This is a genomic window from Microcoleus sp. M2_D5 (genome assembly GCF_036701935.1).
GTDB lineage: Bacteria > Cyanobacteriota > Cyanobacteriia > Cyanobacteriales > Microcoleaceae > Microcoleus.
On sequence record NZ_JAUBRP010000066.1, the window covers coordinates 1 to 26661 of the forward strand.

At 44.8% G+C, this 26661-nt stretch carries 21 protein-coding genes and 2 pseudogenes; 12 read left to right on the top strand and 11 right to left on the bottom strand.

Annotation, left to right across the window (positions count from 1 at the left end):
• The first annotated feature begins 722 nt into the window (after nucleotides 1-722).
• A complete protein-coding gene (locus tag QUA50_RS22730; protein WP_333298943.1) occupies nucleotides 723-1625 on the top strand; it encodes a PEP-CTERM sorting domain-containing protein in 903 nt (300 codons plus the stop codon).
• 87 nt (nucleotides 1626-1712) lie between these two features.
• Here the strand turns inward: QUA50_RS22730 and QUA50_RS22735 are convergent, their stop codons facing one another.
• The 5 genes from QUA50_RS22735 to QUA50_RS22755 form a co-directional block, all read right to left on the bottom strand.
• Complete coding sequence (locus QUA50_RS22735; RefSeq protein WP_333268144.1) at nucleotides 1713-6440, bottom strand: DUF4347 domain-containing protein; 4728 nt, start codon at nucleotides 6438-6440, stop codon at nucleotides 1713-1715.
• Between the two features lie 350 nt (nucleotides 6441-6790).
• Nucleotides 6791-9445 (bottom strand): C39 family peptidase, encoded by a 2655-nt coding sequence (locus QUA50_RS22740; protein WP_333268146.1) that lies wholly within the window; start codon nucleotides 9443-9445, stop codon nucleotides 6791-6793.
• Between the two features lie 543 nt (nucleotides 9446-9988).
• Complete coding sequence (locus tag QUA50_RS22745) at nucleotides 9989-10429, bottom strand: peroxiredoxin (protein ID WP_172192900.1); 441 nt, start codon at nucleotides 10427-10429, stop codon at nucleotides 9989-9991.
• Nucleotides 10430-10560: 131 nt separating this feature from the next.
• Nucleotides 10561-11043, bottom strand: a complete 483-nt coding sequence (locus tag QUA50_RS22750) for a hypothetical protein (protein ID WP_333268149.1) — start codon at nucleotides 11041-11043, stop codon at nucleotides 10561-10563.
• Complete coding sequence (locus QUA50_RS22755) at nucleotides 11036-11269, bottom strand: hypothetical protein (protein ID WP_333268151.1); 234 nt, start codon at nucleotides 11267-11269, stop codon at nucleotides 11036-11038. The genes QUA50_RS22750 and QUA50_RS22755 overlap by 8 nt, the downstream gene beginning before the upstream one ends.
• 221 nt (nucleotides 11270-11490) lie before the next feature.
• Here QUA50_RS22755 and QUA50_RS22760 point away from each other — a divergent pair, with 221 nt between their 5' ends.
• Nucleotides 11491-11634, top strand: a complete 144-nt coding sequence (locus QUA50_RS22760) for a hypothetical protein (RefSeq protein ID WP_333268153.1) — start codon at nucleotides 11491-11493, stop codon at nucleotides 11632-11634.
• 188 nt (nucleotides 11635-11822) lie between these two features.
• Here the strand turns inward: QUA50_RS22760 and QUA50_RS22765 are convergent, their stop codons facing one another.
• A complete protein-coding gene (locus tag QUA50_RS22765; protein ID WP_333268155.1) occupies nucleotides 11823-13166 on the bottom strand; it encodes an NB-ARC domain-containing protein in 1344 nt (447 codons plus the stop codon).
• A 124-nt stretch (nucleotides 13167-13290) separates the two neighbouring features.
• Here QUA50_RS22765 and QUA50_RS22770 point away from each other — a divergent pair, with 124 nt between their 5' ends.
• The 6 genes from QUA50_RS22770 to ileS all read left to right on the top strand — a co-directional run bounded on the left by QUA50_RS22770 (nucleotide 13291) and on the right by ileS (nucleotide 20324).
• Nucleotides 13291-14295, top strand: a complete 1005-nt coding sequence (locus QUA50_RS22770) for a GTPase (RefSeq protein WP_333232586.1) — start codon at nucleotides 13291-13293, stop codon at nucleotides 14293-14295.
• Nucleotides 14271-14618 carry a hypothetical protein gene (locus QUA50_RS22775; RefSeq protein ID WP_333232588.1) on the top strand — a complete coding sequence of 116 codons (348 nt, stop codon included), beginning with the start codon at nucleotides 14271-14273 and terminating at the stop codon, nucleotides 14616-14618. Before QUA50_RS22770 ends, QUA50_RS22775 begins: the two co-directional genes overlap by 25 nt.
• Nucleotides 14619-14698: 80 nt before the next feature.
• On the top strand, nucleotides 14699-15127 hold the full coding sequence (locus QUA50_RS22780) for a hypothetical protein (RefSeq protein WP_333232591.1): 429 nt from the start codon (nucleotides 14699-14701) through the stop codon (nucleotides 15125-15127).
• Nucleotides 15128-15329: 202 nt separating this feature from the next.
• Entirely contained in the window at nucleotides 15330-15740 is a 411-nt protein-coding gene (locus QUA50_RS22785) for an Npun_F0494 family protein (protein ID WP_333268158.1), read from the top strand.
• A 168-nt stretch (nucleotides 15741-15908) separates the two neighbouring features.
• Entirely contained in the window at nucleotides 15909-16472 is a 564-nt protein-coding gene (locus QUA50_RS22790) for a Uma2 family endonuclease (protein ID WP_333268160.1), read from the top strand.
• A 264-nt stretch (nucleotides 16473-16736) separates the two neighbouring features.
• Complete coding sequence (gene ileS / locus QUA50_RS22795) at nucleotides 16737-20324, top strand: isoleucine--tRNA ligase (protein ID WP_333268163.1); 3588 nt, start codon at nucleotides 16737-16739, stop codon at nucleotides 20322-20324.
• Nucleotides 20325-20615: 291 nt separating this feature from the next.
• On the opposite strand, the gene QUA50_RS22800 is transcribed toward ileS, so the two are convergent.
• From QUA50_RS22800 to QUA50_RS22815, 4 genes and pseudogenes are all read right to left on the bottom strand, one after another.
• Nucleotides 20616-20930 carry a hypothetical protein gene (locus QUA50_RS22800; RefSeq protein ID WP_333267614.1) on the bottom strand — a complete coding sequence of 105 codons (315 nt, stop codon included), beginning with the start codon at nucleotides 20928-20930 and terminating at the stop codon, nucleotides 20616-20618.
• Nucleotides 20917-21252 (bottom strand): XisI protein, encoded by a 336-nt coding sequence (locus QUA50_RS22805; protein WP_333056188.1) that lies wholly within the window; start codon nucleotides 21250-21252, stop codon nucleotides 20917-20919. The genes QUA50_RS22800 and QUA50_RS22805 overlap by 14 nt, the downstream gene beginning before the upstream one ends.
• A pseudogene (locus QUA50_RS22810) lies at nucleotides 21240-21655 on the bottom strand (XisH family protein). Before QUA50_RS22810 ends, QUA50_RS22805 begins: the two are co-directional and overlap by 13 nt.
• A 95-nt stretch (nucleotides 21656-21750) precedes the next feature.
• On the bottom strand, nucleotides 21751-22263 hold the full coding sequence (locus QUA50_RS22815) for a dihydrofolate reductase family protein (protein ID WP_333267616.1): 513 nt from the start codon (nucleotides 22261-22263) through the stop codon (nucleotides 21751-21753).
• Nucleotides 22264-22905: 642 nt separating this feature from the next.
• Between QUA50_RS22815 and QUA50_RS22820 the strand changes: the two genes are divergently transcribed.
• Together QUA50_RS22820 and QUA50_RS22825 are read left to right on the top strand one after the other, a co-directional pair.
• On the top strand, nucleotides 22906-23244 hold the full coding sequence (locus QUA50_RS22820; protein ID WP_333267618.1) for an XDD3 family exosortase-dependent surface protein: 339 nt from the start codon (nucleotides 22906-22908) through the stop codon (nucleotides 23242-23244).
• A gap of 289 nt (nucleotides 23245-23533) precedes the next feature.
• Complete coding sequence (locus QUA50_RS22825; RefSeq protein WP_333267620.1) at nucleotides 23534-23656, top strand: hypothetical protein; 123 nt, start codon at nucleotides 23534-23536, stop codon at nucleotides 23654-23656.
• A 205-nt stretch (nucleotides 23657-23861) separates the two neighbouring features.
• Here QUA50_RS22825 and QUA50_RS22830 read toward each other — a convergent pair whose 3' ends face one another.
• Nucleotides 23862-24077 carry a hypothetical protein gene (locus tag QUA50_RS22830; protein ID WP_333267650.1) on the bottom strand — a complete coding sequence of 72 codons (216 nt, stop codon included), beginning with the start codon at nucleotides 24075-24077 and terminating at the stop codon, nucleotides 23862-23864.
• Nucleotides 24078-24689: 612 nt separating this feature from the next.
• On the opposite strand from QUA50_RS22830, the pseudogene QUA50_RS22835 reads away from it, so the two are divergent.
• Together QUA50_RS22835 and QUA50_RS22840 are read left to right on the top strand one after the other, a co-directional pair.
• Nucleotides 24690-26228: pseudogene (locus QUA50_RS22835) on the top strand (ferredoxin--nitrite reductase); the annotation flags it as partial.
• An 18-nt stretch (nucleotides 26229-26246) separates the two neighbouring features.
• The gene (locus QUA50_RS22840; protein ID WP_333267652.1) at nucleotides 26247-26573 is read left to right on the top strand and encodes a 2Fe-2S iron-sulfur cluster-binding protein; all 327 of its coding nucleotides are present in this window, start codon (nucleotides 26247-26249) and stop codon (nucleotides 26571-26573) included.
• Nucleotides 26574-26661 lie beyond the last annotated feature (88 nt).

Below are 26661 nucleotides of genomic sequence, written 5' to 3' on the forward strand. Positions count from 1 at the left end.
TGAGTTACCTTGGTAGACGTATTTCCTATCTTTACTTATTTTAACATAGTTCGGTTTTTTCGCACCGACCTACTTATGTCGGCGTCAAGAACCTAAAAAAAGATATCGAAGACGAAGTACATTTGGTGTCGGCTTAGATGGAGAAAAGTGGGTTAATTATCTCGAACAATATTCTGATGAAGTGGAACAGTTAATGAAGTTAGCTCGAAATAAACGTCGCTTTTATCAACAAGGTATGAGGGCTGCAACCCTGATTCGGTCTATCTCCTAGGCCTCTTTGTCACCCCCCCAGCTTTCTAAATGCTGTTTTCTGACTTTTTCAGCAACCCCTAATTAATCCGAAACATCTCAAAAACTGGTTTACTAATTGCTGCTATTGTACCTCATAACATGCGGAAGTGCTGTAACAATCATGTTGCCGGAATTTTGATGTCTAATTGAGGGAAAATTATTTCAGATATTGCCGAATGAATATATTAAGAAATATCTGTAAATTCAAATTTATTATATCTCGCCAAAATCGCAAAAGAATGATACTAAAATTAGAAAAGGTAGGCACAGATGTTTTTCCGACAGTGAATGTATTAAAATCCTTAGTCCTCAAAGCCAGAACTGCGGAATGTGGGTTAATAAATTCGGCAGGAATTTGTGATTTACTGAAAATCAAAAACAGTCGATCGAGCAGACTGGACAATTTAACAATGATTCCGAGGGAGCATTTTATGAATTCTATTGCTAAAAACAGCATTCACTGGACTTACTCAGTGGCTGTTTTCTGTGCCATTTTCGCACTACAGCCACAAAAAGCTACAGCAGCAACGCTATCTAACGGCTGGAATTATGCGATCGATTCCTTCAGCGATGGCGTGACAGGGGATCAAATCGGCGGTGGCGCATTTGAATTTTACGGCATCGCCATCAAAGAAACATCAGATACAGCTTTCATCGCCATCAACTCTAATCTAAGTTTAGCAGGATATGCCGACCCACTAGCTCAAAGAGGCAACATCAACTACGGCGATTTATTCTTCAATTTTTCAGGTCAAAACTTCAATACAGCTAACACAAACGGCACCTTGTTTGGTATCCGCTTTGCCGCCGGAAATGACTCCAGCGTAGCCACTACAGGCATTTACAGTAACGTTACTGCTAAAAACATCACCCAAATTAACTCTGGATTTAGCAATTTAAGTCAATTCAATACGGTAGTTGCATCTCAAGGCGGAACCCCATCAATGGGCGATTTAGCAGCCACAGACCCTTATTTTGAACAAACAGGAAACTGGACTGTTCTCAACTCAATTGCTGCGGGTACAAAAGTAGGAGAAATCATTTTTTTAACGCCAGCAACTTTGAGCGCCCTCGGTCTTAATTTCGGTCAGTTTAATGCAGTAGGTTCTCAAACAATCGGATTCAGTTTCAATAAATCCTCAATGCCTTCGGGGAACTATATTGCTAACTTTTTGGCCGAATGCGCTAACGATGCGATCGCCATTAAAGGATCGTTTGAACAAGGATCTGCTGAACCAGTACCAGAACCTGCTACTATCTTCGGTACTTTAGCCGGATTTGCGATTCTAGGCATTGGCGCAGCGAAACGCAAAATTAAGTGCAAGATTAGCTAAAATGGATTTTAGATCGATCGCCGTAGGGACACGGCAATGCCGTGTCCTGCACTTCATAAACTGCAATTTGCTGTATCTACTACTCCTCTAAGCTAGATTGAAATTGGCAGCATTAATCAGGCTGGCAGACACTCCATTCAGAGAAGCTAAAATCTGACCACTTGCTGACAAACGGATGAAAGTTGCACTGTTTTCTTGAGTAATTGACAGTTGGGAGAAAGCGAGATTGTTGGCCAGTATTAGCAAATCTTTGCCCTCCTCAAAATCCAAGATAGTATCGATGCCAGAATTGGTGGAAAGCAAGAATCGATCGTTGCCAGCACCTCCTGACAAAACATCACTTCCCAAACCGCCAGTCAGCAAATCATCACCGTTACCACCCAGTAGAAGATCGGTGCCATCACCGCCATTCAAACTGTCATCACCGCGATCGGCATACAAAACATCATCACCGCTACCTCCCAGCAATGTATCGCTACCATTGCCACCATAAAGAGTGTCATTCCCAAGGCATCCATCTAGCAAATCGTTACTTTGATTTCCGCTTAAGAAATCATTGCCATCACCTCCGCAGATACTATCATCTCCGAAGTTACCGTAAAGACTATCCTCACCTTCGCTGCCAAAGATAATATCATTTCCCTTACCCCCCAATCCGATATCATTTCCTTTATCGCCGTCGATAAAATCAGCACCTAAATTGCCAAAAAGTAAGTCGTTGTCTTCCTTGCCATTTATCGAATCGTTCCCCCGATCGCCGAAAATGATATCTTCACCTTCACCGCCCAAAATGATATCATTGTGTTTGCCACCAGACAGGATATCATCTCCCCGATCGCCGCTAATAAAATCATTTTGTTTGTTGCCGTAAAAAGTATCGTTGTTTTCGCCTCCGTATAAGTTGTCATTGCCGAAACCCGCATCGAATATGTTCGGATTGGAACTGCCGTAAAAAACGTCATTGTCTGGAGTACCAAACTGGATTTCACCGCTGCCGTTGCTGGTGATAATATTTTCAGCTTCATTGGGTAAATCCAAATTTGGATACTCAATAGTATTGCAAATGCAATCACTTTCAGTTGAAGTTGGTGTCGGCGTTTCCAATGGCGTTGGCGTCGGTAGGGGCGGTGTCCCCGTGTCCGCCCCCGATGGTGTGGGAGTTGGTGTTGGCGTTGGCGCAGGTGTAGGTGCAGGCGTTGGTGCAGGCGTTGGTGCAGGCGTTGGCGCAGGCGTTGGCGCTGGAGTTTCCGATGGTGTTGGCGTTTCCGTTGGCGCTGGCGTTTCCGTTGGCGTTGGCGTTGGCGTTGGCGGTGTTGGTGGTGTTGGCGTTGGTGGTGTTGGCGTTGGTGGTGGTGTTGGCGTTGGTGGTGGTGTTGGCGTTGGTGGTTCTGGTGTTGGCGTTGGTGGTGGTGTTGGCGTTGGTGGTTCTGGTGTTGGCGTTGGTGGTTCTGGTGTTGGCGGTGGTGGTTCTGGTGTCGGCGTTGGTGGTTCTGGTGTCGGCGTTGGTGGTTCTGGTGTTGGCGTCGGTGTTGGTGGTTCTGGTGTCGGCGTTGGTGTTGGTGGTTCTGGTGTCGGCGTTGGCGTCGGCGTCGGTGCAGTGTAATTAATAATAGTTGTGGTAGCGGTATCAGCGGTAATTATTGGTGTTACCTCTGCGATGCCTGTGGGCTCTGACAGGGTGACTGCTATAGTTTCATCGGGTTCAACCGTGGTGTCGCCCAACACATCCAGAGTGATGGTTTTTGATGTTTCACCCGTCGCAAAATTAATCGTGCCAGTAGCAGTTTTTGCCCCAGAAGTGCCGCCGATATTGTTGTAATCGCTGCTGTTGGTAGCTGTTCCTGCGATCGCATATTTGACGCTACTTGCCCCGTTAGTGACGTTGCTGCGAGTAACAGTGAAAGTTAGAGGTTTTTTGCCGCTATTGCCTTCGTCAATGCTGGCAGTATCGGCGGCAATGGCATAAGCAACAGAAACTCGATCGGAAATAGTTAGTGTTGTTTTTTTTGTGGAGCCCGCAATCGCACCTGTAATTGTACCCAAGTTGAAAATTACAGTTTCGGGGTTTTCAGAGATACTGTCAGCTTTGATAGTAACTGCAATATTCTTGGTAAGTTCGTCACCTGTTGCACCTGTGGGGAATGTAATCGAAGTAGGGGAAAAGGTGTAGTCTGAATTTTGGGTGGCACTGCTGCTGGGATCGAGGACAATTGGCACAACTATATCGTTTAAGGGAGTGCCGCCGGCGATATTGACGGGAATATTAACTACTGTGTCTGTTGTTCCTTCCACACCGCTGTAACTGACCGCACCGAAATTAACTGTATTCGATGTATTCAGCAGAACCGAGACATTTTGACCGGAAGCCGTAGCTATATCCAACTTGCCGTCAGCATTAAAATCTCTCGCAACCGCAAAAGCAATATAACCATCAGTGTTCGGGGCACGCGGGAGCGTAAAGATGCTGAGAGTCTCAAATTTACCCGTACCATCTCCTGGCAAGACTAAAAGTTCCCTAGTGGTGAAGCTAGGCGTGGCTAAATCGAGTTTGCCGTCGCCACTAAAATCCCCTGCAACCAAAGATTCGGGACCTCCAAATAGATAACGTCTGACACTAAAGTTGTTAGCAGTATCAAAATTACCCGTACCATCTCCCAAGAAGACTGAGACAGATTTATTGGAGTCGTTATTGGCCGCGATATCGAGTTTGCCGTCGCTATTAAAGTCGGCTGTGACGACAGTACGAAACTCTCTTCCGGGGGAGGTAAGGTTAACGGGGGAGTTAAAGTTGCCCTTACCATCTCCTAAGAAAACGGAGATGTTATCAGTCTCTGAATAGTTCGATGTGACTAAATCGAGTTTTCCGTCGCCGTTAAAGTCGGCTGTGTCAAGAGTAAACTTGCGTGTTTGTGTATTAATCTTAACGGCAGTGCCAAAGCTACCAGTACCGTCTCCCAAAAGTATTGAAATGAAGTTATCGCCGTCAGGAGTTGTGGCTAAATCTAACTTGCCATCTCCATTAAAGTCACCGGTTGCGATCGACTTATGATCTATATTTTCACCGAAGTTGGTAGGATCGCCAAAACTGCCAGTACCTGTCCCCAGCCGGATGGAAATGAAATTGCCGTTACCTTGGTTATCCTTACGATTCGCTACAGCTAAATCGAGTTTGCCGTCTCCATTAAAGTCGCCGACTGAAACGCCAGTGGGATTCTCCTTACCTTCTGGCTTAAGTAAGCTGATAGGATTAGCAAAGCTGCCCGTAGTGCCCGTCCCCAACAATATGGAAATATCTCTTGGGAAGAAGCGATCCTGCTTACCTGTCACTACTAAGTCGAGGAAACCGTCACCATTAAGGTCGCCCGTATCAATGTCTCCAGCATTTGGTACAGTATAGTTCCTGGCTTCACTGAAGGTTGCAAGGACGTGGCTGTATGCTGCTAGAACTTCGGGCAGAAATGCTAAAGAGGCTGCTATTTTCCCGGTTGTCACTTCTAGTTCCCAGTCGCCACCTTTTGCTGCACTTCCCGTGAGGTTTTTAGAGGCGGCAACGTTGGTATTTGTGAGTTGGGCGATGCGCTGGATGAAGGCGAAACCGTCTATTTTGTGTTTGGGATCGATCGCACATTCATTATCGATCGCCCGTCGATTGTTTATCGCGTACTCATCGGTTCCGCCGTTCGTTTCAACCCCCGTCTCATAGCGAAAGTCCTCTGAAGAGGACTGTTTATTGAGGTTGTTTTCAGTCGGTTTCAACCGACTTGCGCTATGAGACGGGGAATTAATTCCCCGGCGGACTTTCGGGTAAATGCGAGATACATCGATCGCACATTCACGATCTTTTGCGTTTTCGAGATCGATCGCACATTCATTATCGATCGCGCGTCGATCGTCTCTGGCATATTCCTCCGATCCGCCGTTCGTTTCAACCCCCGTCTCATAGCGAAACTCCTCTTCAGAGGACTGAATAGCTGCTTGATTTTCAGTCAGTTTTATCAGTTTTAATTCAGATATTGCACCAGGATCGACAACCTGTAGGGGCGGGTTCGCCAAAGACTTTAAAGGTTGCAGATCCGCTAAATAAACCCGCCCGACCCCACGAATAACCCCCAAATCGATCGCAGTGCGATCGGTCGGTTTCAATTGACATCTTGCACCAATATCTATCGGGGATATTTCGTTGGTGAGGGCGGGTTTATTTAAGCTATCTGCAAGCTTTAAGATTGCTGGTGAACCCGCCCCTACAGGTTTATTGACATAGTTGCAAGCAGTCGGTTTCAACTCACATTTTGCACCATTCTCAAGAACAGGAAAGATGCCTGTGAAGCGAAGAGTGAATTTTGTTGTGGAACAGGCATCTTGCCTGTTCCTAAAAAGCTTATTGAGAATGGTGCAACATCTCAGTTTCAACCGACTTGCGCTATGAGACGGGGAATTAATTCCCCGGCGGACTTTCGGGTAAGCGCGAGGCCCCGATGCGACATTGCAACCGTAAATCAGAATGTCCGCACCCAGATTTAAAGCATTTCGCCACTGCTGCAATTTCTCGGCATAAGTTTCGAGATTTTCAGCACACAATTTGGTTTTGCCCAGTTGCAAGCTGCCCGGAGCACCGTGAGAAACGATGTGAATGCTATCTATATTGCTGCGAAAAGCTAAAATTTGAGTAATTTGGTCGATCGCATCCCGATTCCCATCCAAAATTACTACTTCCGTACCCGGTTTTACTCCGGCAATCAAACTTTGATAATCTGTAACAAGGCGATCGATAAAGGCGATCGCACTTCCTGAAACTTGAGTATTTAATTTTGGCATCAGATAGCTACTGCGGGTTGAAAAAAGACTAAAAAATTTGTTGTCTCAACAATAAGGGTTTATCGCATAAAACTCTGTAAATATTTATTAATAAATAAGTAGATGGACATAAGTAAACGCCATCATGTCCGAAGAGAGGAACCAAGCAATCGCTTAGTCTCTGCGATTGCGACGTTTAACGAACAATGACACGCAATATATATGTCCACCCACTTAGTCCCTAGCAAGAGAAGCGAAGCATCTCGCCCGATGCTTCGCTTCACTGCGTTTCTATTAACTCAGGACAAGTAAGCTTGTATCGTAAGCGATCGACGGACTTGATAATAGGGGCGATCGATAAGACTGGTAGATTATGGATAGATAAAATGCGCCCAAACATTCCCATCTGGCCCAGCAACTTGATTGACATAACTGTAGGGATACATCAACTTTCTCCCCTCAGTATTGCTGTAACCAGTGAGTGCATCTCCCCAAGGATCTTGCACGATATAACCCTGAGAATTGTAGCCAATGACAGTAAGAATGTGACCGGCAGCAGTAAAATCTCCGGCTAAAACTACTGGCCGGCCATTCAGCAATTCCGATCGCACCTCGGCCCACGTGCGAGTCGTACTAAAACTCGTCTTAAACCCGTAGGCCTGAATCAGCGCCGAAAGCACACTGTGATCCGTTTGAGAACCCTGGCCAGCATAATCGAAACACCACTGCAACAACTCATCCTCCAACTGTCCGCCCCACTCAGAACGAAGGCCGTAATAATAAAGCACCATCGCGATCGAAGTTACGTTGCAGGTAGACCAGTCAAAACGCGGATTGTCCCGCTGCGAAAAATACGGCACGTTCAATTCCACATTGTTCGGAACCGGATCGAAAATTTTATCTCCCCGCTTGAACTGAACAAAACTAGGAAAAACATAACCTGTATTGCCAAAATTCGGCAGTTCTTCAGTCAGGGAAATTTTCAGGTGAGATCCTTCCGCACCGTAGCTATTCACACCGTAAACTCGACCTAAAGGCAGCGTAGTTTTCTCGGTACTGCTCAGGCTAGAAGAATCTACCGGCCGTTTTTTAAACACAGTTGCTTGCAGGATTGTCATCGTCAAAGCATCGGGGTCAAAGGGAACTTCTTTGCCGTCTTTTTTAATTTTAACGTCCTGCCAATAAATAAATCCGATATTGCCGAAACCGGGAATAGATTCGGCAAGAGTTACTCGGAAATGCCCCAAAATGCAGGCATAACCAGTAATGGCATAGGTAGTGCCTAAAAGTAGGTCAGCCTTTTGATCGGCAGGCAGTTTCGATGAATCTTCGGGTTTAGCTTTAATCTGAGTTGTTTGAGTTACCAACAGTTGAGCGCCCCCGTTGCTATTGGGTACGTCAGCCAGGTTAAATTTTAGGATTTGAGTACCTTTTGCCAACTGAACGTCGGGTTCATAAAAATAGCCAAAAGTGCCGATCGGCCAAATTGCTGAATCCAGAACCACCTTGAGATGCCCGTCAATAAATCCGTATTTGCTAACGGCCAACGTCTGGCCTGCTTTGACAAAAACTTTTTGCTGATTGTTGAGCCGGGAAGAATCAAGGGGACTGACCTTAAACAAAGTGTCAGAAACTATTTTTAAGGTCAAACCTTTTCCGACTGTAAGCGGATCGGAAGTTACGGTAATGTAAATTATTTGGCTGCCAGTAACGTTGCCTTTGCTGTCAGTTGCCCGCAACCTGAGCCACCGAGGGCCCGCTACGCTAAATCCTTTAGACAAATTAACTTCCCAAGTGCTGGCAGTTTGGTTTAGCGTGACGCTTAGCCGAAATCTATCCTCAGCTATCACCTCAATTTTTGCTGCTTGTTGTCGGTCAAAAGTACCTCGAAGGACGATCGGCTGATTTACTAAAACTTCTGACGGCCCTTGATAGGTTAAATTCACAGCGGGATTAAAAGATTTGCCGCCGCGGCTGAATTGCACAAAATCGGGATAAATGAAACCCGTATTGCCAAATTGCGGCAAATTCTCGGTCAGCGAGACTTTAATGTGGCTTTGTTCGATCGAGAATCCGGCAATTCCGTAAATCATTCCTGCCGGCAAGGTAATTTTTTCTTGGGGTGGCAGGCTAGCGGCATTGATCGGCCGCTTTTTAAACACAGTCGTTTTGATGATTGTCATCGTAACTGCATTTCTATCATACTCAATTCCCCTCCCGTCTCGCAAAATTTGGACGTGCAGCCAGTACAGAAATCCCGAAGTTCCTAAGTTAGGAACTGCCCGAGCAAAAGCGACTCGGAAATGGTTTTCCACGCAAGCGTAGCCGAGAAGATTGAAAGTTTCTCCTGGGTTAAATTGTAATTTCTGAGTCAGTCCTAAAGTTCCAGAGTCTGCGGGGGTGAACTTTAACCAAGTCTTTTTGATGACCCACAGTAACTGCATTCCAGGCGGCGGGACTGGCAACTCGGCGCGATCGAATATGAGAATTTTTGCGCCTTTGGTGATAACTACGTGTTTTTCGTAGAAAAAACCAGAGGTTCCCACCGGAGAAATTGCATTATTTAGTTGAACATTCAGATGTCCGTCTTCTAACTCGTAGTCCCTAACTTGATAAATTTTCCCGGCTGGTACGTCCGCTTTTTGCAGGTTGTTCAGATTGCTGGCGGGCAGTGTTCCGGCTTTGAATTTGGTATCTGTGAGAGTAATTAACGTGAAAATTTGAGCGGGCGACCCAGAAGCAGGATTAACTTTGATGTTAATTGTTTGTTGGCCGATAACTTTGCCAGTCTTATCAGTTGCCCTCACCTGCACTGTGCGAGTTCCTGCGCTATCGAATCCTTTTTCTAAACTGATGTTCCAAATGCCTCTAGAGAGATTTATCCCGACATTCAGGGCATTTGAGCCTTCTGTTGCTGAAATCGCTGCCACTAGATTTTTGTCAAAAGTGCCAAGTAAGACAGCGGCTTTATTGACCTCAATTTCTCGCGGGCCTAAGTAACTCAAAATAATGTTGCTGTTTGTCATTATATATCCCCCTACCTACTTAATTATTCAGCTAAAGCAAGGATAACTTCAGATTTTATCAAACACAATGACTCGAACCAGGACAAAATCGCCCCTAGATTCAGCCTACGGGCGGTTAATGCCTTTTCCAGCATAAGTTTTTAATTGTTGGCGGGAGTTGCGCCACAAATCTCACTTTAGGCGTACAATAAGCACCTTAACCGAATATATGCCTGCTTGAGCGAATTTGTGGTGCAATTTTTAAGGGAAGGAATTTAGTTCGAGTAAGTTGCTTCCCCCTGTACCCTTGACCCCTCACTGGCTGAGTCAATCGATTTTAGATTTTAGATTTTAGATTTTAGATTTTAGATTTTAGATTTGAAGGATTGACTTGCGCGAGATGAATGCGGGGGCTTGTATCCTGGATGCTTGATTGTGAGGAATTACGAAAAAAACCCGGTTCCTAGGAGAATATTGCCTATAGCAACGAGACATCTAGGAAGAAACCGGGTTTTTAGCTGTTTGGTGCGTCCAGGAAGGTTAGCGCGATCGGCTAAACTTCGGCTAAACTATGGTGACGAGAATATCTTGAGCGTGAGTGTCAACTTTCATAGTTTCGCCCTCATAAACTTGAATGATTTTGCCGGTACCGTCAATGACGAAAGTAACGCGTTTGGCATAATCGCCTTTCTCGACATCGTAAGCTTTGGTAATCGTGCCATCGACATCTGCTAATAGCTGGAAAGGCAAACCGTACTTCTCTGTGAACTTTTGGTGCGATTCTTCGTTGTCGCGACTGACACCGAGAACTACTATATCTTTGCCCTTGTATTCTTCATGGGCTGCTTTGAAGCTTTGGGCTTGTCTGGTGCAGCCGGGGGTGTCATCTTTCGGGTAGAAATACAAGATTACGGTTTTACCCGCAAATTGGGACAGGGATACTGTGTTGCCGTTGGTGTCTTTGGCGGTAAACTGAGGGGCAGCGCACCCAACTGGTAATGTCATAGTTTTGTTTTTCTTGGGATTTATAAATGTATTTTAATTGATTTTGGGCGGGCTAGAAGCCAAACCCCTACTCCCCACAAGAAAATTTATTCTTTGTGGAACAGGCCCGAAAGCCTGTTCATAATATTTAATTAAACTTCAGTAGGTTGTTTTTGGGACTCTAGCCAACGATCGTAAGCTGGTCGATCGCCCCCGAATGAATCAAGGGTGACGGGCGATCGCTCGTATTGCTTCAGTGGAGCATTTTCTATTGGTTTGTAGGCGCAATAGCAAATACAAATTGAGTCAAACTCTGCGCCATAGGGAGCGGGAATTTCAGGAGTGTATTCGTGAACTTTCACAACCTCCCAGCCGCTGTCTCTGAAATGAGTTGATGCACTTGGAAACATTGGGGCGATCGCACTTTCGACAATAACGCTTTCAGTTAAACGATAGCCCGGTGCTGGGGATGGCTTGCCGCTAGAGTCATAATGCTCGGCTATTGTCCAAATCAATGACTTAACCGATCCGGCATTAGCTACTCGGTAAAAGCTTTCTCCCACTTTTGTTTCGGTGAGCGATCGGTATTTTTCCAGTTCACCTTTGTCTGCTCTGAAAATAATGTATTTACGCATCTTCTTTTCTCTCCTTCAGGTAATCACATTGACTCAAGTCCATTGGCGAGGGCGGAAACTCGCAATTTCCATCAAAAATGCAATCTACGCTCAAAATAGAATTGCCAGTCTCTTCTATATTTTTAAGTGGCCAACCGTATTTTTCTTCCATATTAATGCAAGCCTCTTCGCTTGTGGCTGCATGGCGCGTCTCATTTTTTTCTTCATCATACCGAGGTTGTGACATAATAAATATGCTCCCTTGTTGGCTGTTTCAACATTTGGAGTAGTCGTCATGTCCGGGTGTTACCGCAATCGGACATGACGCTTGTCCTTGCTTTATAGTATACAGCAGGCGATATGTATAAGATCCATGTTTAATTTACCCAACAGAATATGATTGATTTCTACACTGTTATTCTCATAAAAAGTGCTGAGCGTTGGGTCTCTCTGTGTTGAGAAAATGGAGTGGTGCGGCAAGGCAATACTCCCGAACAATCTATTGATAAACTCAAACAAGCTATTGAGTCATTTTCCGAAGTATATGAATCAGAGTCAGATGTTTATCTCAGCCCTCTTTCTATTAATGAGTTACACGAATTTCTGACTTGAGAAGATGCGGAAGCTTCAGATACTTATGAATTAACGAAAGTTTATGCCTAAAATAATTAGACTTACAGGACTTACGCAGGGGGGGCAGAAACCGGGTTTCTTTACGAAAATACTGAGTTACAACCCGCAGATAAGGTAAAAAACCCGGTTTCTTTGGTAGGAGTGGGTAAGTCCTGACTTAATTAATTTTAACAACAAATTCTAACATATTCTCGAACAACAAGAGATAAATCAAACAATACTTTCTCTCCTTCTATTCTTTGGAGTAAATAACGTTGACCCAACGATCGCAACCCATTCATTAAGTCCATTGATGACATAGATAAACTTTGGCTTAAATCTTCTCTTGACACAGGGACATCAAATTTACTTAATTGTAAAAGAATCTCTTGCTCTGTGGGTGATAGCCGTTTGAATAATTCAGTAAACCGAGATTTCATATCCTTAGTGACAACTAAACTGTCTTCTTTTAAGAAATCAGCAACTTTGCCACCAAAAATACTTTTAATTAAACTGGCAATATCTTTTAAATCAACGAAATTTTCTCCGTACATATCGCTAAACTCCGCCCAGGCTTCATCATCTTTTAAACCCCATTTTTTCAAGATTTCTGTATGGTCTAATCCTTGTAAATCTAAGCACTTAATAGGATATAAATCCTCATTCAGACTAATCATTTCTTGACATTGTTCCTGACTAATTAAGATGAAGCTACTTTGATGTTCTATATTTGCGATCGTTGTCAATAAATTTTGGTAATTTTTAGATTCAGTTTTGAACTCTCCTGCCAATTCTCCCTTAATAAATAATTCTTGGACATCATCAAGGATGATTAAACATCTTTGCTGACGTAAAAGATTGAAAAACTGAGTTAACTTATTATCAGCTTGAATAGAATCATGATTAACACCTGTGATAATTTCATTAATAATGCCATCTAAAGATTGAGATAGTTTGAGGTTTTTCCAGATTACTACCTCAAAATGTGGTAAATTTAGGTCAACAAACTGTTTGACTAGGGTGGTTTTGCCAATTCCACTTAATCCTAAAACTGAAACTAGATGAACATTTTGGTCGATTAACCAGCGGGAGAGGGTTTGAAGTTCGGTTGTGCGATCGTAAAAATGGGTGATTTTAGGGGCTAGGGTTAAATCGCGATAGCCTGTGCTTTTGGTTGGCTTCTCTTCATCAGTGATTGATTGACTTGCATCTGCTTGAGGAGAATTAGGACACCAATTAATCTTACTATTTACTAAGCCAACAAACTGAGAATTTATCACTCTTTCAATAGTCCAAGAAAAATTATGTTTGCTAATATCTTCTTTTAAATGTTCAGATAAAATCTTAAATAACTTACGACTAACATCTCCAATATAGTTTTTACTCTTATACCCACATTCATCTGCAATCTCACTGTATGTTTTACCTTGCAACAGTCCCTTAACGACAGCTTTTTCTAGATCGTCTAGGTGTTTTTCTGTTTGTTTCTCGACTACCCGATCGACAAATTGTAAAATTTCTGTAATAGTCATATAAGTCATATGAGGTATGGGTTTTAGCCATTATAGCTTAATCTAAACCAATAAAATCAGGTTTTTTCTGGTTTGCACTTAATATTTTATTACAAATAATTAAATAAAATCTGTTTTTTTTGGTGTGCAGCGTTCTGAACAGGATATTTATAATGGGAGAAGATTTAACTTTACCGCTCTGAAAAACATTATGGATTTACGAGGTTTAGTCCAAGGTTTAGCAAGAGACATTCTGGGCGATCAGAAGATGTCGGAGGAGGATTTTGAGAAAATCTACCGCATGATTGAAGACAAGGTAGATAATGAACCACCCCCTCGTTTTGCTTTTATTGGTGAAACAGGAGTAGGAAAATCCTCTACACTGAATGCACTTTTTAACGCCGGTTTAGATGTGAGCCATATCGAAGCTTGTACCCAAGAGGCAAGAGGAATTGAAGTATCCTTTAATCAAGTTGAAGGTGTTAACGGAGCATTAGTTGCTTATGATATGCCTGGATTGGGTGAAAGTCGTTTAAAACAAAAAGAACACATTGCTCTTTATGAACAGGTGTTAAAAGACGTAGATGTTGCCTTGTGGATTTTAGATGCACAAAATCGAGCGATTGCTTCTGTACAGCAATATTTAGAAACTGAACTGAAAGCAATTCATCCTCGACTTTTAGAGCGCATGGTAATTGCTTTAAATAAAGTCGATTTAGTCCATCCTGGGGGAACAGCGTGGATTGAAGTAGCTAATTTGCCCAGTGAAGAACAAGAAAGAAATATCGAAGGAAGAATCCGTGATGTTCAAAGAAAAATTCGGGAAGTATTACCAAATTGGCAAGGAAAAGTTGTAGGATATTCTGCCAACAGACGCTACAACTTACCTCAACTTTTTGATGCCATGATGGATGCTGTACCTAACAAAAGAAGATGGGTAGTTGCATCTCGTAAAGCATTAGCTGATTTTCTGGAATTAGTCGATCCTCAGTTATTACCTCCAGAAAAAAGACGAGAAAGAGCAACTCATCAACAACCTCAACCTTCAAAGATGTCTGATATTGTTGCTAGTATGCCTCCTGAAGAATTTGCTAAATTTGCTGGAGATAAAAAAGCATTTTTAGCATGGCTAAAACAACAAGAAATTTAATTCAATATCTGGTGCATCTCAAGTCAAATTCAAAAACAGGAGATTTATCCATGAGAGAAGTTCCCAATGAAAACTATATTGCGAGCGATGATATGGCTAAAATCAGACAGAGATTAGTCAATCAAATCAGCGGTATGAGTGATGCTGAATTGAGAATAGCAGCGAAATCTGAAGCAAGTTTAAGAGCTTTTGTAGCCGATCTATTTAAGTCAATTGCTAAACTTTTTGGCTATATTGTGGGACAAGTAGTTGGTTTTGGCAAAGATATAGTGCGATCGATCGGTGACGGATGGTCAGAAGGCTGGAAAGCTGGACTAGGTTAAAGTCTGCTTGTATTATCTCAATACCTCTACATTTTGGTATGTAGAGGTCAACTTATTTATTGTTTTGTCAGGTGATACTTATGAGTGAATGGATAGCATTTCCTTTTCCTAAATGCCCAAGTTGTGGTAAACAATGGGGCAAAAACTATCATAAGGATTGTTTTTTTAATGGTCAATTGCTCGTTGAACCTTATCAAAGACAGGTTAAATGTGAATCTTGTAGCGCTCAGTGGTATATTCTAGATAGTAAATTTCACTGTTCTTGTGGGTATCAATTTTATCCTTCAGAAGTGGAAGATGCTCTCTCTACAACTCAGATATTAAGACAGCGTTTACTTCAAAAAATAAATGAGATGGATAGTTATGAAAAAAGCATTATTTCCAAATCAGAAAGTTCTTTTCAACAATGGATACATGATATTAGTTATGAGATAGGAAGAGCCTTGGGGACAACAGTAGCAAAAACCCAAGAAATTATTAAAAATTTCTTTGATAAGTGGTCATTTTAGCTAAAATATAATCCTAATGTTGATTTGGATTTGTAAAAGTAGACGATCGCGCAGCGACGATAAGCACTTGCAGCATGACTATTTATCGTACCGAAGTTTCGGATCTTTTGACCCGCTGTCATATTTGGGTATATGTTTCAGAACTCCACTTTGACTCTAAATAGGTGATGATAAAAGCAGTACCTGTTCAAAAGTTCTCTCAATGACTTTTATCCCATCCGAAGCGTTTAAATCTATTAGTTATCCCGATCGCACTGTCAAAAGAGCCGATCGCGCCGTCCGCTGTTCCCCTTTTGAATTACACTTCTTCCAGACCATCCGCGACAACAGCGTTTTCCTAAGTGCGATCGCATCTAATTCCGGTGTCGAAAGCGGCTACACCCGATCGCCCGTATCCGAACTCGCAGCCGAAAACTCCCTGCTGTGGCTGATCCAAGTCGGCGTACTGCGGCGGGAAGTAGACGGACAAGGGATTACCGACAGTTTTCGCCTCACGCCCCTGGGCCGCCAACTCGTGGAAAAATGGGAACAGGAAGGACAGGGAGTGCCGGATGCTTCGTTGTGCGATCGTATGGGAAATGCCATTAGCCGCGGGTTCGGACTATTTCTATAATTGGAATGGCGGCTAAGGTTTTGTAACACTAGGACTTACCCATAAATACCAAAGAAACCGGGTTTTTCATCAGTATTAAAGGCTCGAATCCAGTATTTTCCTAAAAAAACCCGGTTTCTGCGTCCAGGATTAAATACAATACTCGTAACCCATCCACTACAAACGGTAATGGTTCAAACTCCGACTAAACCTTTGACTCTCGACCAATTTCTCCAACTCGCGGAAACCAAACCCGCCAGCGAATTCATCGACGGTCAGATTATCCAAAAACCTATGCCCCAAGGAAAACACAGCACAATTCAAAGCGATTTGGGTGGTGACATCAACCAGGTACTCAAAACTCAACGCATCGCCCGCGCCTATTCAGAATTACGCTGCACCTTTGGCGGTCGATCGACTGTTCCCGATGTTACAGTCTTCACTTGGGAACGGATTCCCCGCGACGAAAAGGGGGAAGTCGCCAACACCTTCGCCATCGCCCCAGACTGGACAATCGAAATTCTTTCCCCCGACCAAAGTCAAACCAAAGTTGTCCGCAACATCCTCCACTGTCTCGCCAACGGAACTCAGATGGGCTGGCTGATTGACCCCGATGAAAAATTAGTCTTTGTCTATTTTGCCGATCGCACCATAGCATTTTTTGAAGAACCGAGCGATCGCATCCCCGTTCCCCCGTTTGCCGAATCCTTCAATCTCACCGTGGGTCAAATGTTCAGTTGGCTGACTGAGTAGCGCTACCTCGATTTAGGAATGATTTAACCGCAGAGGCCGCAGAGTCCGCAGAGGAAGAGAAGAGATATCTCTCTACGGATTTGGTTCGATCGAATGTGCGGTCGATCGCTTATACTAGAATATCTGGTTGTCAGCTCTTCAAGGACGAGAGAGGACTTGCGTTCTTCACTACAAACTTAATTATGATTATTTAACCGGACTTGATATCATCTCTCAAATAACCGCTAACTACTAACAACTAACTACATAAAAAGTTTGTCAAAAATGGAAGCTAAATCTTACAAAGACACGGTAAATCTGCCCAAAACCAAATTTGATATGCGCGCCAACGCCACCAAGCGCGAACCAGAATTGCAACAATTTTGGGCAGATGGAGAAATCTACGATCGCCTTTCGGAAAATAACCCAGGCGATTTGTTTATCCTCCACGACGGCCCACCCTACGCCAACGGACAACTCCACATCGGCCACGCCCTCAACAAAATCCTCAAAGATTTCATCAACCGCTACCAAATGCTGCGCGGCAAAAAAGTCCGCTACGTGCCCGGTTGGGATTGTCACGGATTGCCGATCGAACTTAAAGTATTGCAAAACATGAAATCGGACGATCGGCTCAATCTTACCCCGATCGAACTCCGCCGCAAAGCCTCCGCCTTCGCCCAGCAAACAATGGAACAGCAGCGCGAATCCTTCCAGCGCTACGGCGTTTGGGGCGACTGGAAACACCCGTATTTAACCCTAAAACCCGAATACGAAGCCGCCCAAATCGGCGTTTTCGGTCAAATGGTACTCAAAGGCTACATCTACCGCGGCTTCAAACCGGTTCACTGGAGTCCGAGCTCGAAAACAGCCCTCGCCGAAGCGGAATTGGAATATCCCGAAGGCCACACGTCGCGCAGCATCTACGTCGGCTTCCATGTGAAAACTTTGTCAAAATCCCTGCAAACGAAGCTCAAGCGCTATATGCCGAGCCTCTGGGCGGCGATTTGGACGACTACTCCCTGGACGATTCCGGCAAACTTGGCGATCGCCGTCAATCCCGAACTGACTTATGCGGTGGTGGAACCACAGGCAAATTCCCACATCGCACAACAATTTATGTTAGTAGCTGTCGATGCGGTCGATCGGCTGTCGGCAACTTTTAACACTCAATTAAAAATACTTGCTACCTTCAAAGGCAAAGAATTAGAAGGCTGCATCTACAAACACCCGCTGTTCGATCGCGAAAGTCCGATCGTTGCCGGTGGCGACTACATTACCGCTGATTCAGGAACTGGATTGGTGCACACCGCACCGGGGCACGGACAAGAAGACTTTATAGTAGGAAAACGCTGCGGTTTGCCAGTTTTAACGCCCGTAGACGAGAACGGAAATTTCACCGCAGAAGCCGGACAGTTCGCAGGTTTAAATGTCCTCGGAAACGGCAATAGCGCGGTGATTGATGCCCTTACCGAAGCAAATTGTTTGATTAAAGAGGAAAGTTACGCTCACTCTTATCCTTACGATTGGCGCACGAAAAAGCCGACTATTTTTCGGGCGACGGAACAGTGGTTTGCCTCGGTTGAAGGGTTCCGCGATGAAGCATTAAAAGCCATTTCTGGTGTGAATTGGATTCCCGCCCAAGGGGAAAATCGGATTACTGCAATGGTGGGCGATCGATCGGATTGGTGCATCTCCCGCCAGCGGACTTGGGGCGTTCCGATTCCCGTATTCTACGACGAAGAAACCAACGAACCGCTGTTAAATGAAGAAACGATCGCCCGCGTGCAAGCCATCTTTGCCGAACGCGGTTCCGATGCTTGGTGGGAATTGTCGATCGATGAATTGCTGCCGGAATCTTACCGCAGTAACGGCCGCACTTACCGCAAGGGCACAGACACGATGGATGTGTGGTTTGACTCTGGTTCTTCCTGGGCCGCTGTGGCAAAAGGTCGATCGGAATTAAACTATCCTGCTGATATCTATTTGGAAGGTTCAGACCAACATCGCGGTTGGTTTCAATCCAGCTTGCTGACCAGTGTAGCAACTAACGGCGTTGCTCCTTACAAAACAGTTTTGACTCACGGTTTTGTGGTTGATGAAAAAGGCCGCAAAATGAGCAAATCTGAAAAAAATGGCGTCGATCCGGCGGAGGTAATTAAGGAATACGGCGCCGATGTTTTGCGGTTGTGGGTATCTTCGGTAGACTACTCGGCAGATGTGCCTTTGGGCAAAAACATTCTCAAACAGCAGTCGGATGTTTACCGCAAAATTCGCAATACAGCTAAGTTTTTGCTGGGCAATTTGCACGACTTCGACCCGGCAAAAGATGCCGTTGCTTACGAGGAATTGCCGGAACTCGACCGCTATATGCTGCACAGAATGGGCGAAGTTTTTGCGGAAGTCCAAGATGCTTTTGAAAGCTTCCAATTTTCCAGATTTTTCCAAACTGTGCAGAATTTCTGTACGGTGGATTTATCTAATTTTTACTTGGATATTGCCAAAGACAGACTTTACATCAGCGCGACAGATACCCTTCGCCGCCGCAGTTGTCAGACGGTGATTGCAATTGCTGTGGAGAATTTAGCAAGGGCGATCGCACCTGTTTTGTGTCACATGGCTGAGGATATTTGGCAGTACGTTCCCTATCCGACTCCTTACAAGTCCGTGTTTGAAGCCGGCTGGGTGCAAATTGATGCAAAATGGCACAATCCAGAATTGGCTGCGCGCTGGCAGTATTTGCGGCAAGTGCGCGGCGAAGTTAACAAGGTTTTGGAAAAAGCCCGGATTGAAAAGGCGATCGGTTCTTCTTTGGAAGCTAAGGTTTTATTGTACGTTCCCGATGTTGAGAAAAGACAGCAATTGCAAGCTTTGAATCCCAGCAGTGAAGAATTGGTGGATTATGTACGATCGCAAAATTCAGTCATCGAGTTAGCGGCCCAGGAGAAAGAAAAAGCAGCACAAGATAAACAGGAAGAACAGGCGGCAAAAGTTGCCAAAGTATTGACAGAAAACACCGTTTATGTTGAGGCAGAAACGATAGAAAAGGGCGATCGACCTTCTGAGATAGTAGAGTATTCCGCCCCTGAACTGTCGGCTTCAGATTCTGGGCCAATCTTAGATCGAGCCGCCGAGTTTGTAGCTAATTTGCCTGAATACGCGGGCAACTTTTTTACAGAATACCAAAAAGTTTTGGTAACACTTGGGCTGTTAGCCTCTGTGTTAGTAACGGGCAGAGTAACGCTGGCGATTTTGGATACGATGAATCAGATTCCGGTGTTGGGAGGCCTCTTTGAAGTCATCGGCATCTTATTTACAATCTGGTTTGCTTTCCGTCACTTGTTGTTTGCCGCCAACCGTCAAGAAATTGCACAACAAATTGATTTCCTGACAGCAGATGTGGTGGGTCGGAGTACAGCGCTTGTACTTGCAGAAACAAAGGCGATCGTCCTCGCACCGGCATTGGATACAGCGCTTGTGCTTGTAGAAACAGGGGCGATCGCACAAACAGCCCCAACCGAACAAGTGTTTGTAGAAACACCCGAAATCCCGCAAGCAGAATTAGTTGCGATCGAACCGGAACCAGACATTCCTGCTTCCCTAGCTGCAGGGCGCGATTCTACAATCACCGGCAACGGTGTAGACGAATTGCGCTATTTGTTCATTACTTCGGAAGTGGAACTGGTAGAATCGAATGCAATCCTGCAAGAATTGCCTTACAGTTATCAATCTCCAGAGTTGGCGATTGGTGTAGTCAAAGCAGACGGCCAAAAGTGCGATCGTTGCTGGAATTACTCTACTCACGTCGGAGAGTCGATCGAACATCCGCTAATTTGCGAACGCTGCGTTTCAGCAGTAGACGGCAAATTCTAACTAAAATGTGTACTGCGGAATGAGAATTAAATAATTTCCCTTTTTTCTTGTGGGATGGGCGTCCCGCCCGCCCAGAAAGGACGGGCGGGACGCCCATCCCACAACAAACATGAAAAGTTGATTACTACTCGTTACCAGGCTCCTGCCTGGTAACGCAGATCCGGAGGCTCTGCCTCCATCTTCCCAGCCGAGGCAGAGTCTCGCTTATATGGGTTCCAAGGCTCTGCCTTGGAACCAGTTAAATCAATCAAACAATGAGTGGGATGGGCTTTGAGCAGCGTCACAAATATGCTATTTCTTAAAAAAACTGCAGACGATTTCACCAGGGTTGTTTTGTCCGAACGCCAAAACAGTTCCATCTTTCTTAACTGTAGTGCGATCGCGGCAATTGTAGACTTCCAGAGGCTGTTTCACTCCGTCAACACTCAGAATTACCCTGTATTCCCAATAGTTTTTCGCACTGCGTTTGATATCGACAACGCAAATCTCCCTTCCTTGATAATTGCGGCATACAGAGGCCTCAGCAGGAAGCACCACCCAGAAAAAAGATATTAATAACAAAAAGTAGCAAACACATTTCATCATCTGCGATCTATTCCACTGCATAACCCGTATACTTCCGCATAAAGGGCGGCTGAAATCCCCAAACAATATCCTCTTTTGGAACTCCGGCTATTACTAAATTTTCAGCAATATCATCTTCAGTCGCATTCCATTGAAGCCAAATTTTTCCGCCCTTGATATCAATGTGAATGCTACAATGATGCACCCTAGTCTGCTTGTCCCAGCCCACATAAAAGATTTGGTAATGATCTCGTTCTGTATCAATAATTGTCTCGACTTCAATGTCTCCGTGAGCAGGTTTGTGCTGGCCGTACTCCAGTAACATTTGCTGCACAATTTGCCGATATTTGATTAATTTTTCCATTCTACAATAACCTCAACTGCTGTATCATAAACAATCATTTTTACCTGATTTTCCTCGATCCTTGCTTTCGGGAAATCTAGTTGAAAGAATTCTTCATAAGTTATTAACGGCACAGCCAAGTACAAAATGCGATCGGGTGCTTTTTCTTTGAGTGCTGCTCGGTAATTAATGAACTGCCCCAATGCTCTGTGAAATTCCGAGATTGCCGACGATTTTGCCAAAAAACTTTTGACCTCAACGGCAATTTTTTCGCCTTGCCTTTCTGCCGCAATCAGCCTTTCTGCTCCCAGATCGACATATCTACACCGCCCACACTAATCGGAAACGGATCGTGGGTAATATGCCAGCCTTCTTTTTGCAAAGCTGTTTTGACAACTTCATGAAAAACATCTTTGGCAGACATAATATATCGATAACTAACTTACTTATTCCTATCTTACCTTTTTTGATAACCAACTGACAGTATTTTTGCAAGCGACTTAGCAATTGGGCGCGCCCTCAAGTCGCGACATCATAAGATAGCTGAACCATGCCAGAACTGTATGTCTGACATCCAGTTAACTGCAAAGTTGTAGTATTTATCGGATTAACAAATAAAGGGATTCCCTCGCCCAAAATAATCGGGTGCACCGAGAGAATTAGCTCCTCAACAAAATTTTGATTCAGGAAATCGCGAATCAGCAGAGAACCTCCCACCAACCAAATATTCTTTCCCTCAAGCAAGCGCAAATCCTTGACAAAATTCTCGAAATTTGTTACCGCTTCGACATCCGAAGTAGCTTGAAAATCTAGATTCTTCGTAAAAACATAACTCTTTTTTTCCTGGTACGGGTACTCGCCAAAAGTTAGAACTTGTTCGTAAGTTTTCCGACCCATGAGAACCGTATCGATGCTATCTAAAAATTTACTATAACCGTAATTTTGGTCTGTAAACAGCCAATCAATATCGCCATTCGGTCGGCCAATATAACCGTCCAGACTAGATGCAATGAATAGTACAATTTTACGCATGGCAACACCTAGGTTTTGGGAATGATTGGGGTGATCGTCGCCCCAACTTTAATTTTAAATGATTTAGTGTCCTGACGGTAGCTTGAGTTCGATACCCACTTGGTCTCTCGGTAGTCTTGATTTTATTGTGACAGGATTTTTCGCTGGGTGGGGATTAGCCCGCGCGTCACAATCAAAGAAACCGAGTTTTTTGGGGTTTCTACACTGTCATGCGTCTTCTCAACAAAAACCCGGTTTCTGGCCTACGCATCAGGGAGCATCTCAATGAAAGCAGCCACGCTAAAAATTGGAGTTTTGAGGCAGGAGGGAAGAGGGAAGAGGAAGAAGGAAGGAGCCAGAAGAAGTGTTTTTACAAATATGAGATGCTCCCAGTACACACAATCCTGTAGTAAGCATCGGTGCGGATACACCCGTCAATCTGCAAGTTCTATTTAAAAGGTTGCAGATCCGCACCCTACATATTAAAATCACACAATATAAATATAGCGGCTACTGTACTTCATCAACCACCGAATATGCTGTATGATTTACTAAAAAAAAATTAAAAACAGTCGAGCGAGCAGACTTGACAATTTAACAATGATTCCCAGGGAGGGTTTTATGAAATCCATTACTAAAAACAGCCTCCACTAGACTTACTCAGTGGCTAGTTTCTGTCTCCTTTTCGCAATACAGCAACAAAAAGCTACAGCAGCAACGCTATCTAACGGCTGGAATTACGCGATCGATTCCTTGAACGACGGCGTGACAGGGGCTCAAATCGGCGGCGGGGAATTTGAATTTTACGGCATCGCCATCAAAGAAACATCAGATACAGCTTTCATCGCCATCAATTCTAATCTAAGTTTAGCCGGATATGCCGACTCACTAGCTCAAAGAGGCAACATCAACTACCGCGATTTATTCTTCAATTTTTTCGGTCAAAATTTCAATACAGCTAACGCAAACGGCAGCTTGTTTGGTAAGCTGTTGTGCATTTAAATTGTATGTTGAGGGCGGGCTATAGCCATCCTAAATCATTTGTGAATTTCTTACTCCCTCCCCTTGGGTTCGGGGAGGGCTGGGGTGGGGTAAAAAATTTATGACTCCTGCAAGGATTGCTATATGGGGCGTGATGTTGTAGATGCCGAGACCGGATTCTATTAATAATTCGATTGTTTGATTAATAATTTTCATAAATTGTCTTTCATCGCCAGCCCTGTTCCATATACCTCTCCAATAATTATTGTGGAACAGGCATCCTGCCTGTTCAAGACAGGCTTTGCTGGAGATGTCTAATAATTATAATTACGTTGCTTGGGATGACTTCATTCCTCAAACTCCTCAAATGCCGATCGCGCACAGCAATTTTACTAATTTTACCATCAGCGTTCAACCCAACAGGCTCTCATGAATCAGCACTTTTTCTGTAAGTGCCGCCCAAAGCGAGAATTGGACAATCAAAAAAAATCATACGGCAAGAACGATCGCAGGTTTTTAGAACACCCAATCAACTTCCTGCCCTACATCCGCAGCAGGCATCGTGGGTTCATTCTAACTCCCTCGGTGGTTTCTGCACTCTTAGGCGCTGCATGAATCAATCAAATTTTTAAATGCTGTTAATATATCGCCGACAGTTCGTTGACTATCTTGACTCTTCCCCTGACCACAGAACGCAGCAGGCGGTTGATCGAATGTCTGCATTCATCGTCGAGAGAGTCGTCCAAAACAGCGGCCATCAAGCCGTAGCGATCGGCTAAAGTCAAACAACCCGTCTCCGTAACAGAGGCAAGCATTTCGGAAATAGCGCCGGGGATAAGTTGAACTAAAAGCATGAGACGTTCCCTGAATTCGATGCTTAGATCGTCTCTCGTTCTCGGAAAATTAATAGTGACGCTGGCATAGCACACAATGTGATGTTTTGAGGCAAACTGTGTGACAGCGACGGCTCTAATGTTGTGACGATCGCGTTTTAAGTCTGCGATCGCAATCACAAAATTAATTTTAGATATTCCAATTTCCCCCTTTCCCCTCCTAAATCTAAAGATTTAGAGAGATTTTTCGGTTTTGGGGGTCTCTTTACCCATTTTCCATGTATAAAACGCATGGGCATTATGCGAAATATTCATAAAACTCAATATTTTGTAAAAATAGCTACGAATATTTACAATCGTGGGCTTTACATTAGCTCATAACAAAGGTGCATCGAAACGCAGCGATCGACCGAATCATCGGTAGCAACTATAACCATAAATAGTTTGGCCACGTTCGAGCTAGCACCCAGTCAAGCTCAAGTTTACAGAAGACCAACCATGCTTAAAAGAAATTCCATCTAGTAACTAAATATACAGTTTTAAATCCATACAGTCACTAAGGTTAGCAGGAAACACACACTTTATGCTCCAAGTCAATACCTCCCCACACAAGCCAGCAGCGAGGGTAAACCGATGACCCAAACAGTAGAACCCAAAGCCCAAGCGAGCCTGAACAAGTTTGAAAAACTCAAAGCCGAAAAAGATGGCTTAGCATTAAAAGGCGAACTCGACCACTTCGCCGCAATTGGCTGGGAAGCAATGGACGAAATCGATCGCGAGCACCGCCTCAAATGGCTCGGCATCTTCTTTCGGCCAGTAACCCCCGGCAAATTCATGATGCGGCTGCGCTTGCCCAACGGCATCATAACTAGCAATCAAACCAGAACGCTAGCAGAAATCGTCCAACGCTACGGCGACGACGGCAGCGCCGACATCACCACCAGACAAAACCTGCAATTGCGCGGAATTCGCATCGAAGACGTACCCGACATCTTCCGCCGCCTCAAAGAAGCGGGCATGACCAGCATCCAGTCTGGCATGGACAACGTGCGTAACATCACGGGTTCCCCAGTCGCGGGCTTGGACGCCGACGAACTGATAGATACGCGGGAACTGGCGAATCAAGTCCAAGACATGATTACGAACAACGGCGAAGGCAACCCCGCGTTTTCAAATTTGCCGAGAAAGTTTAATATTGCGATCGCAGGCTGCCGCGACAACTCAGTCCACGCAGAAATCAACGACATCGCCTTCGTACCCGCTTATAAAGACGGCAACATCGGCTTTAACGTATTAGTCGGCGGTTTCTTCTCCGCCAAACGCTGCGACGCTGCAATTCCTCTCAACGCATGGGCAAGTCCCAGCGACGTTGTAGATTTGTGCAAAGCAATTTTAACTGTGTTTCGCGATCGAGGCCCCAGAGCAAACCGCCAAAAATCGCGGCTGATGTGGCTGATTGACGAACTCGGAATCGAACAATTCCGATCCGAAGTCGAACAAGAATTAGGGCGCACTTTGCCCGCCGCCGCGCCCAAAGATGAAATCACCTGGGACAAACGCGACCACATCGGCATCTACGCCCAAAAACAATCAGGGCTCAACTATGTAGGGCTGCACGTTCCCGTCGGACGGCTGCAGGCATCGGATTTGTTCGATTTGGCCAGAATCGCCGAGGTTTACGGCAGCGGCGAACTCAGGCTCACTGTGGAAGAAAACGTGATTATTCCCAACGTTCCCGACTCGCGGATAGAATCGCTGGTCAAAGAACCGCTGTTGCAGCGTTTTTCCATCGAGCCCGCACCGCTGACACGAGCCTTGGTTTCCTGCACCGGCGCCAAGTTTTGCAACTTCGCCCTCATCGAAACCAAAAGCCGAGCCGTGGCAATGATTGAGGAACTCGAAGCCGAACTGTCAGTTCCCAAACCGGTCAGAATTCACTGGACGGGTTGCCCCAATTCCTGCGGTCAACCCCAGGTAGCAGACATTGGTTTGATGGGAACAAAAGTTCGCAAGAACGGCAAAACCCTCGAAGGTGTAGACATTTACATGGGAGGCACAGTTGGCAAAGACGCTCATTTGGGTGCTTGCGTCCAAAAAGGCATCCCTTGCGAAGACCTGAAACCGCTGCTGCATCAACTGTTAGTCGAGCAGTTTGGGGCAGTTCCCAAACAGATTACAGGGGATGTAGCTGTGCTGAACCGGCAACTGCAATTGACGGTTGAAGAGGGCGAAACAGCAGTCTCGGCAGCCAAACCTCAGACATCTACTGTCATTTTCGCTCGATCGGGCAAAGAAGTTGCTTGCAGCGAAGATGAGTTCATACTCGATGTTGCCGAACGGGCCGGAGTCGAACTTGACAGCAATTGCCGGTCAGGAAGCTGTGGCACTTGCCAGCAGAAACTCCTAGAAGGCAAAACAGTCTACGACAGCAAACCAGACGCGGCGGCAGACTTAGAACCAGGGTTCATTTTAGCTTGCAGCGCGCGGGCGATCGGCAAAGTGACGATCGACGCCTAATCTAAATAATGTCAGATGCGATGCGAAGGTCGCGAATCAATCTCACATCTCACATTTCCACCATCTCCAAGTACAACAACAATTCAAG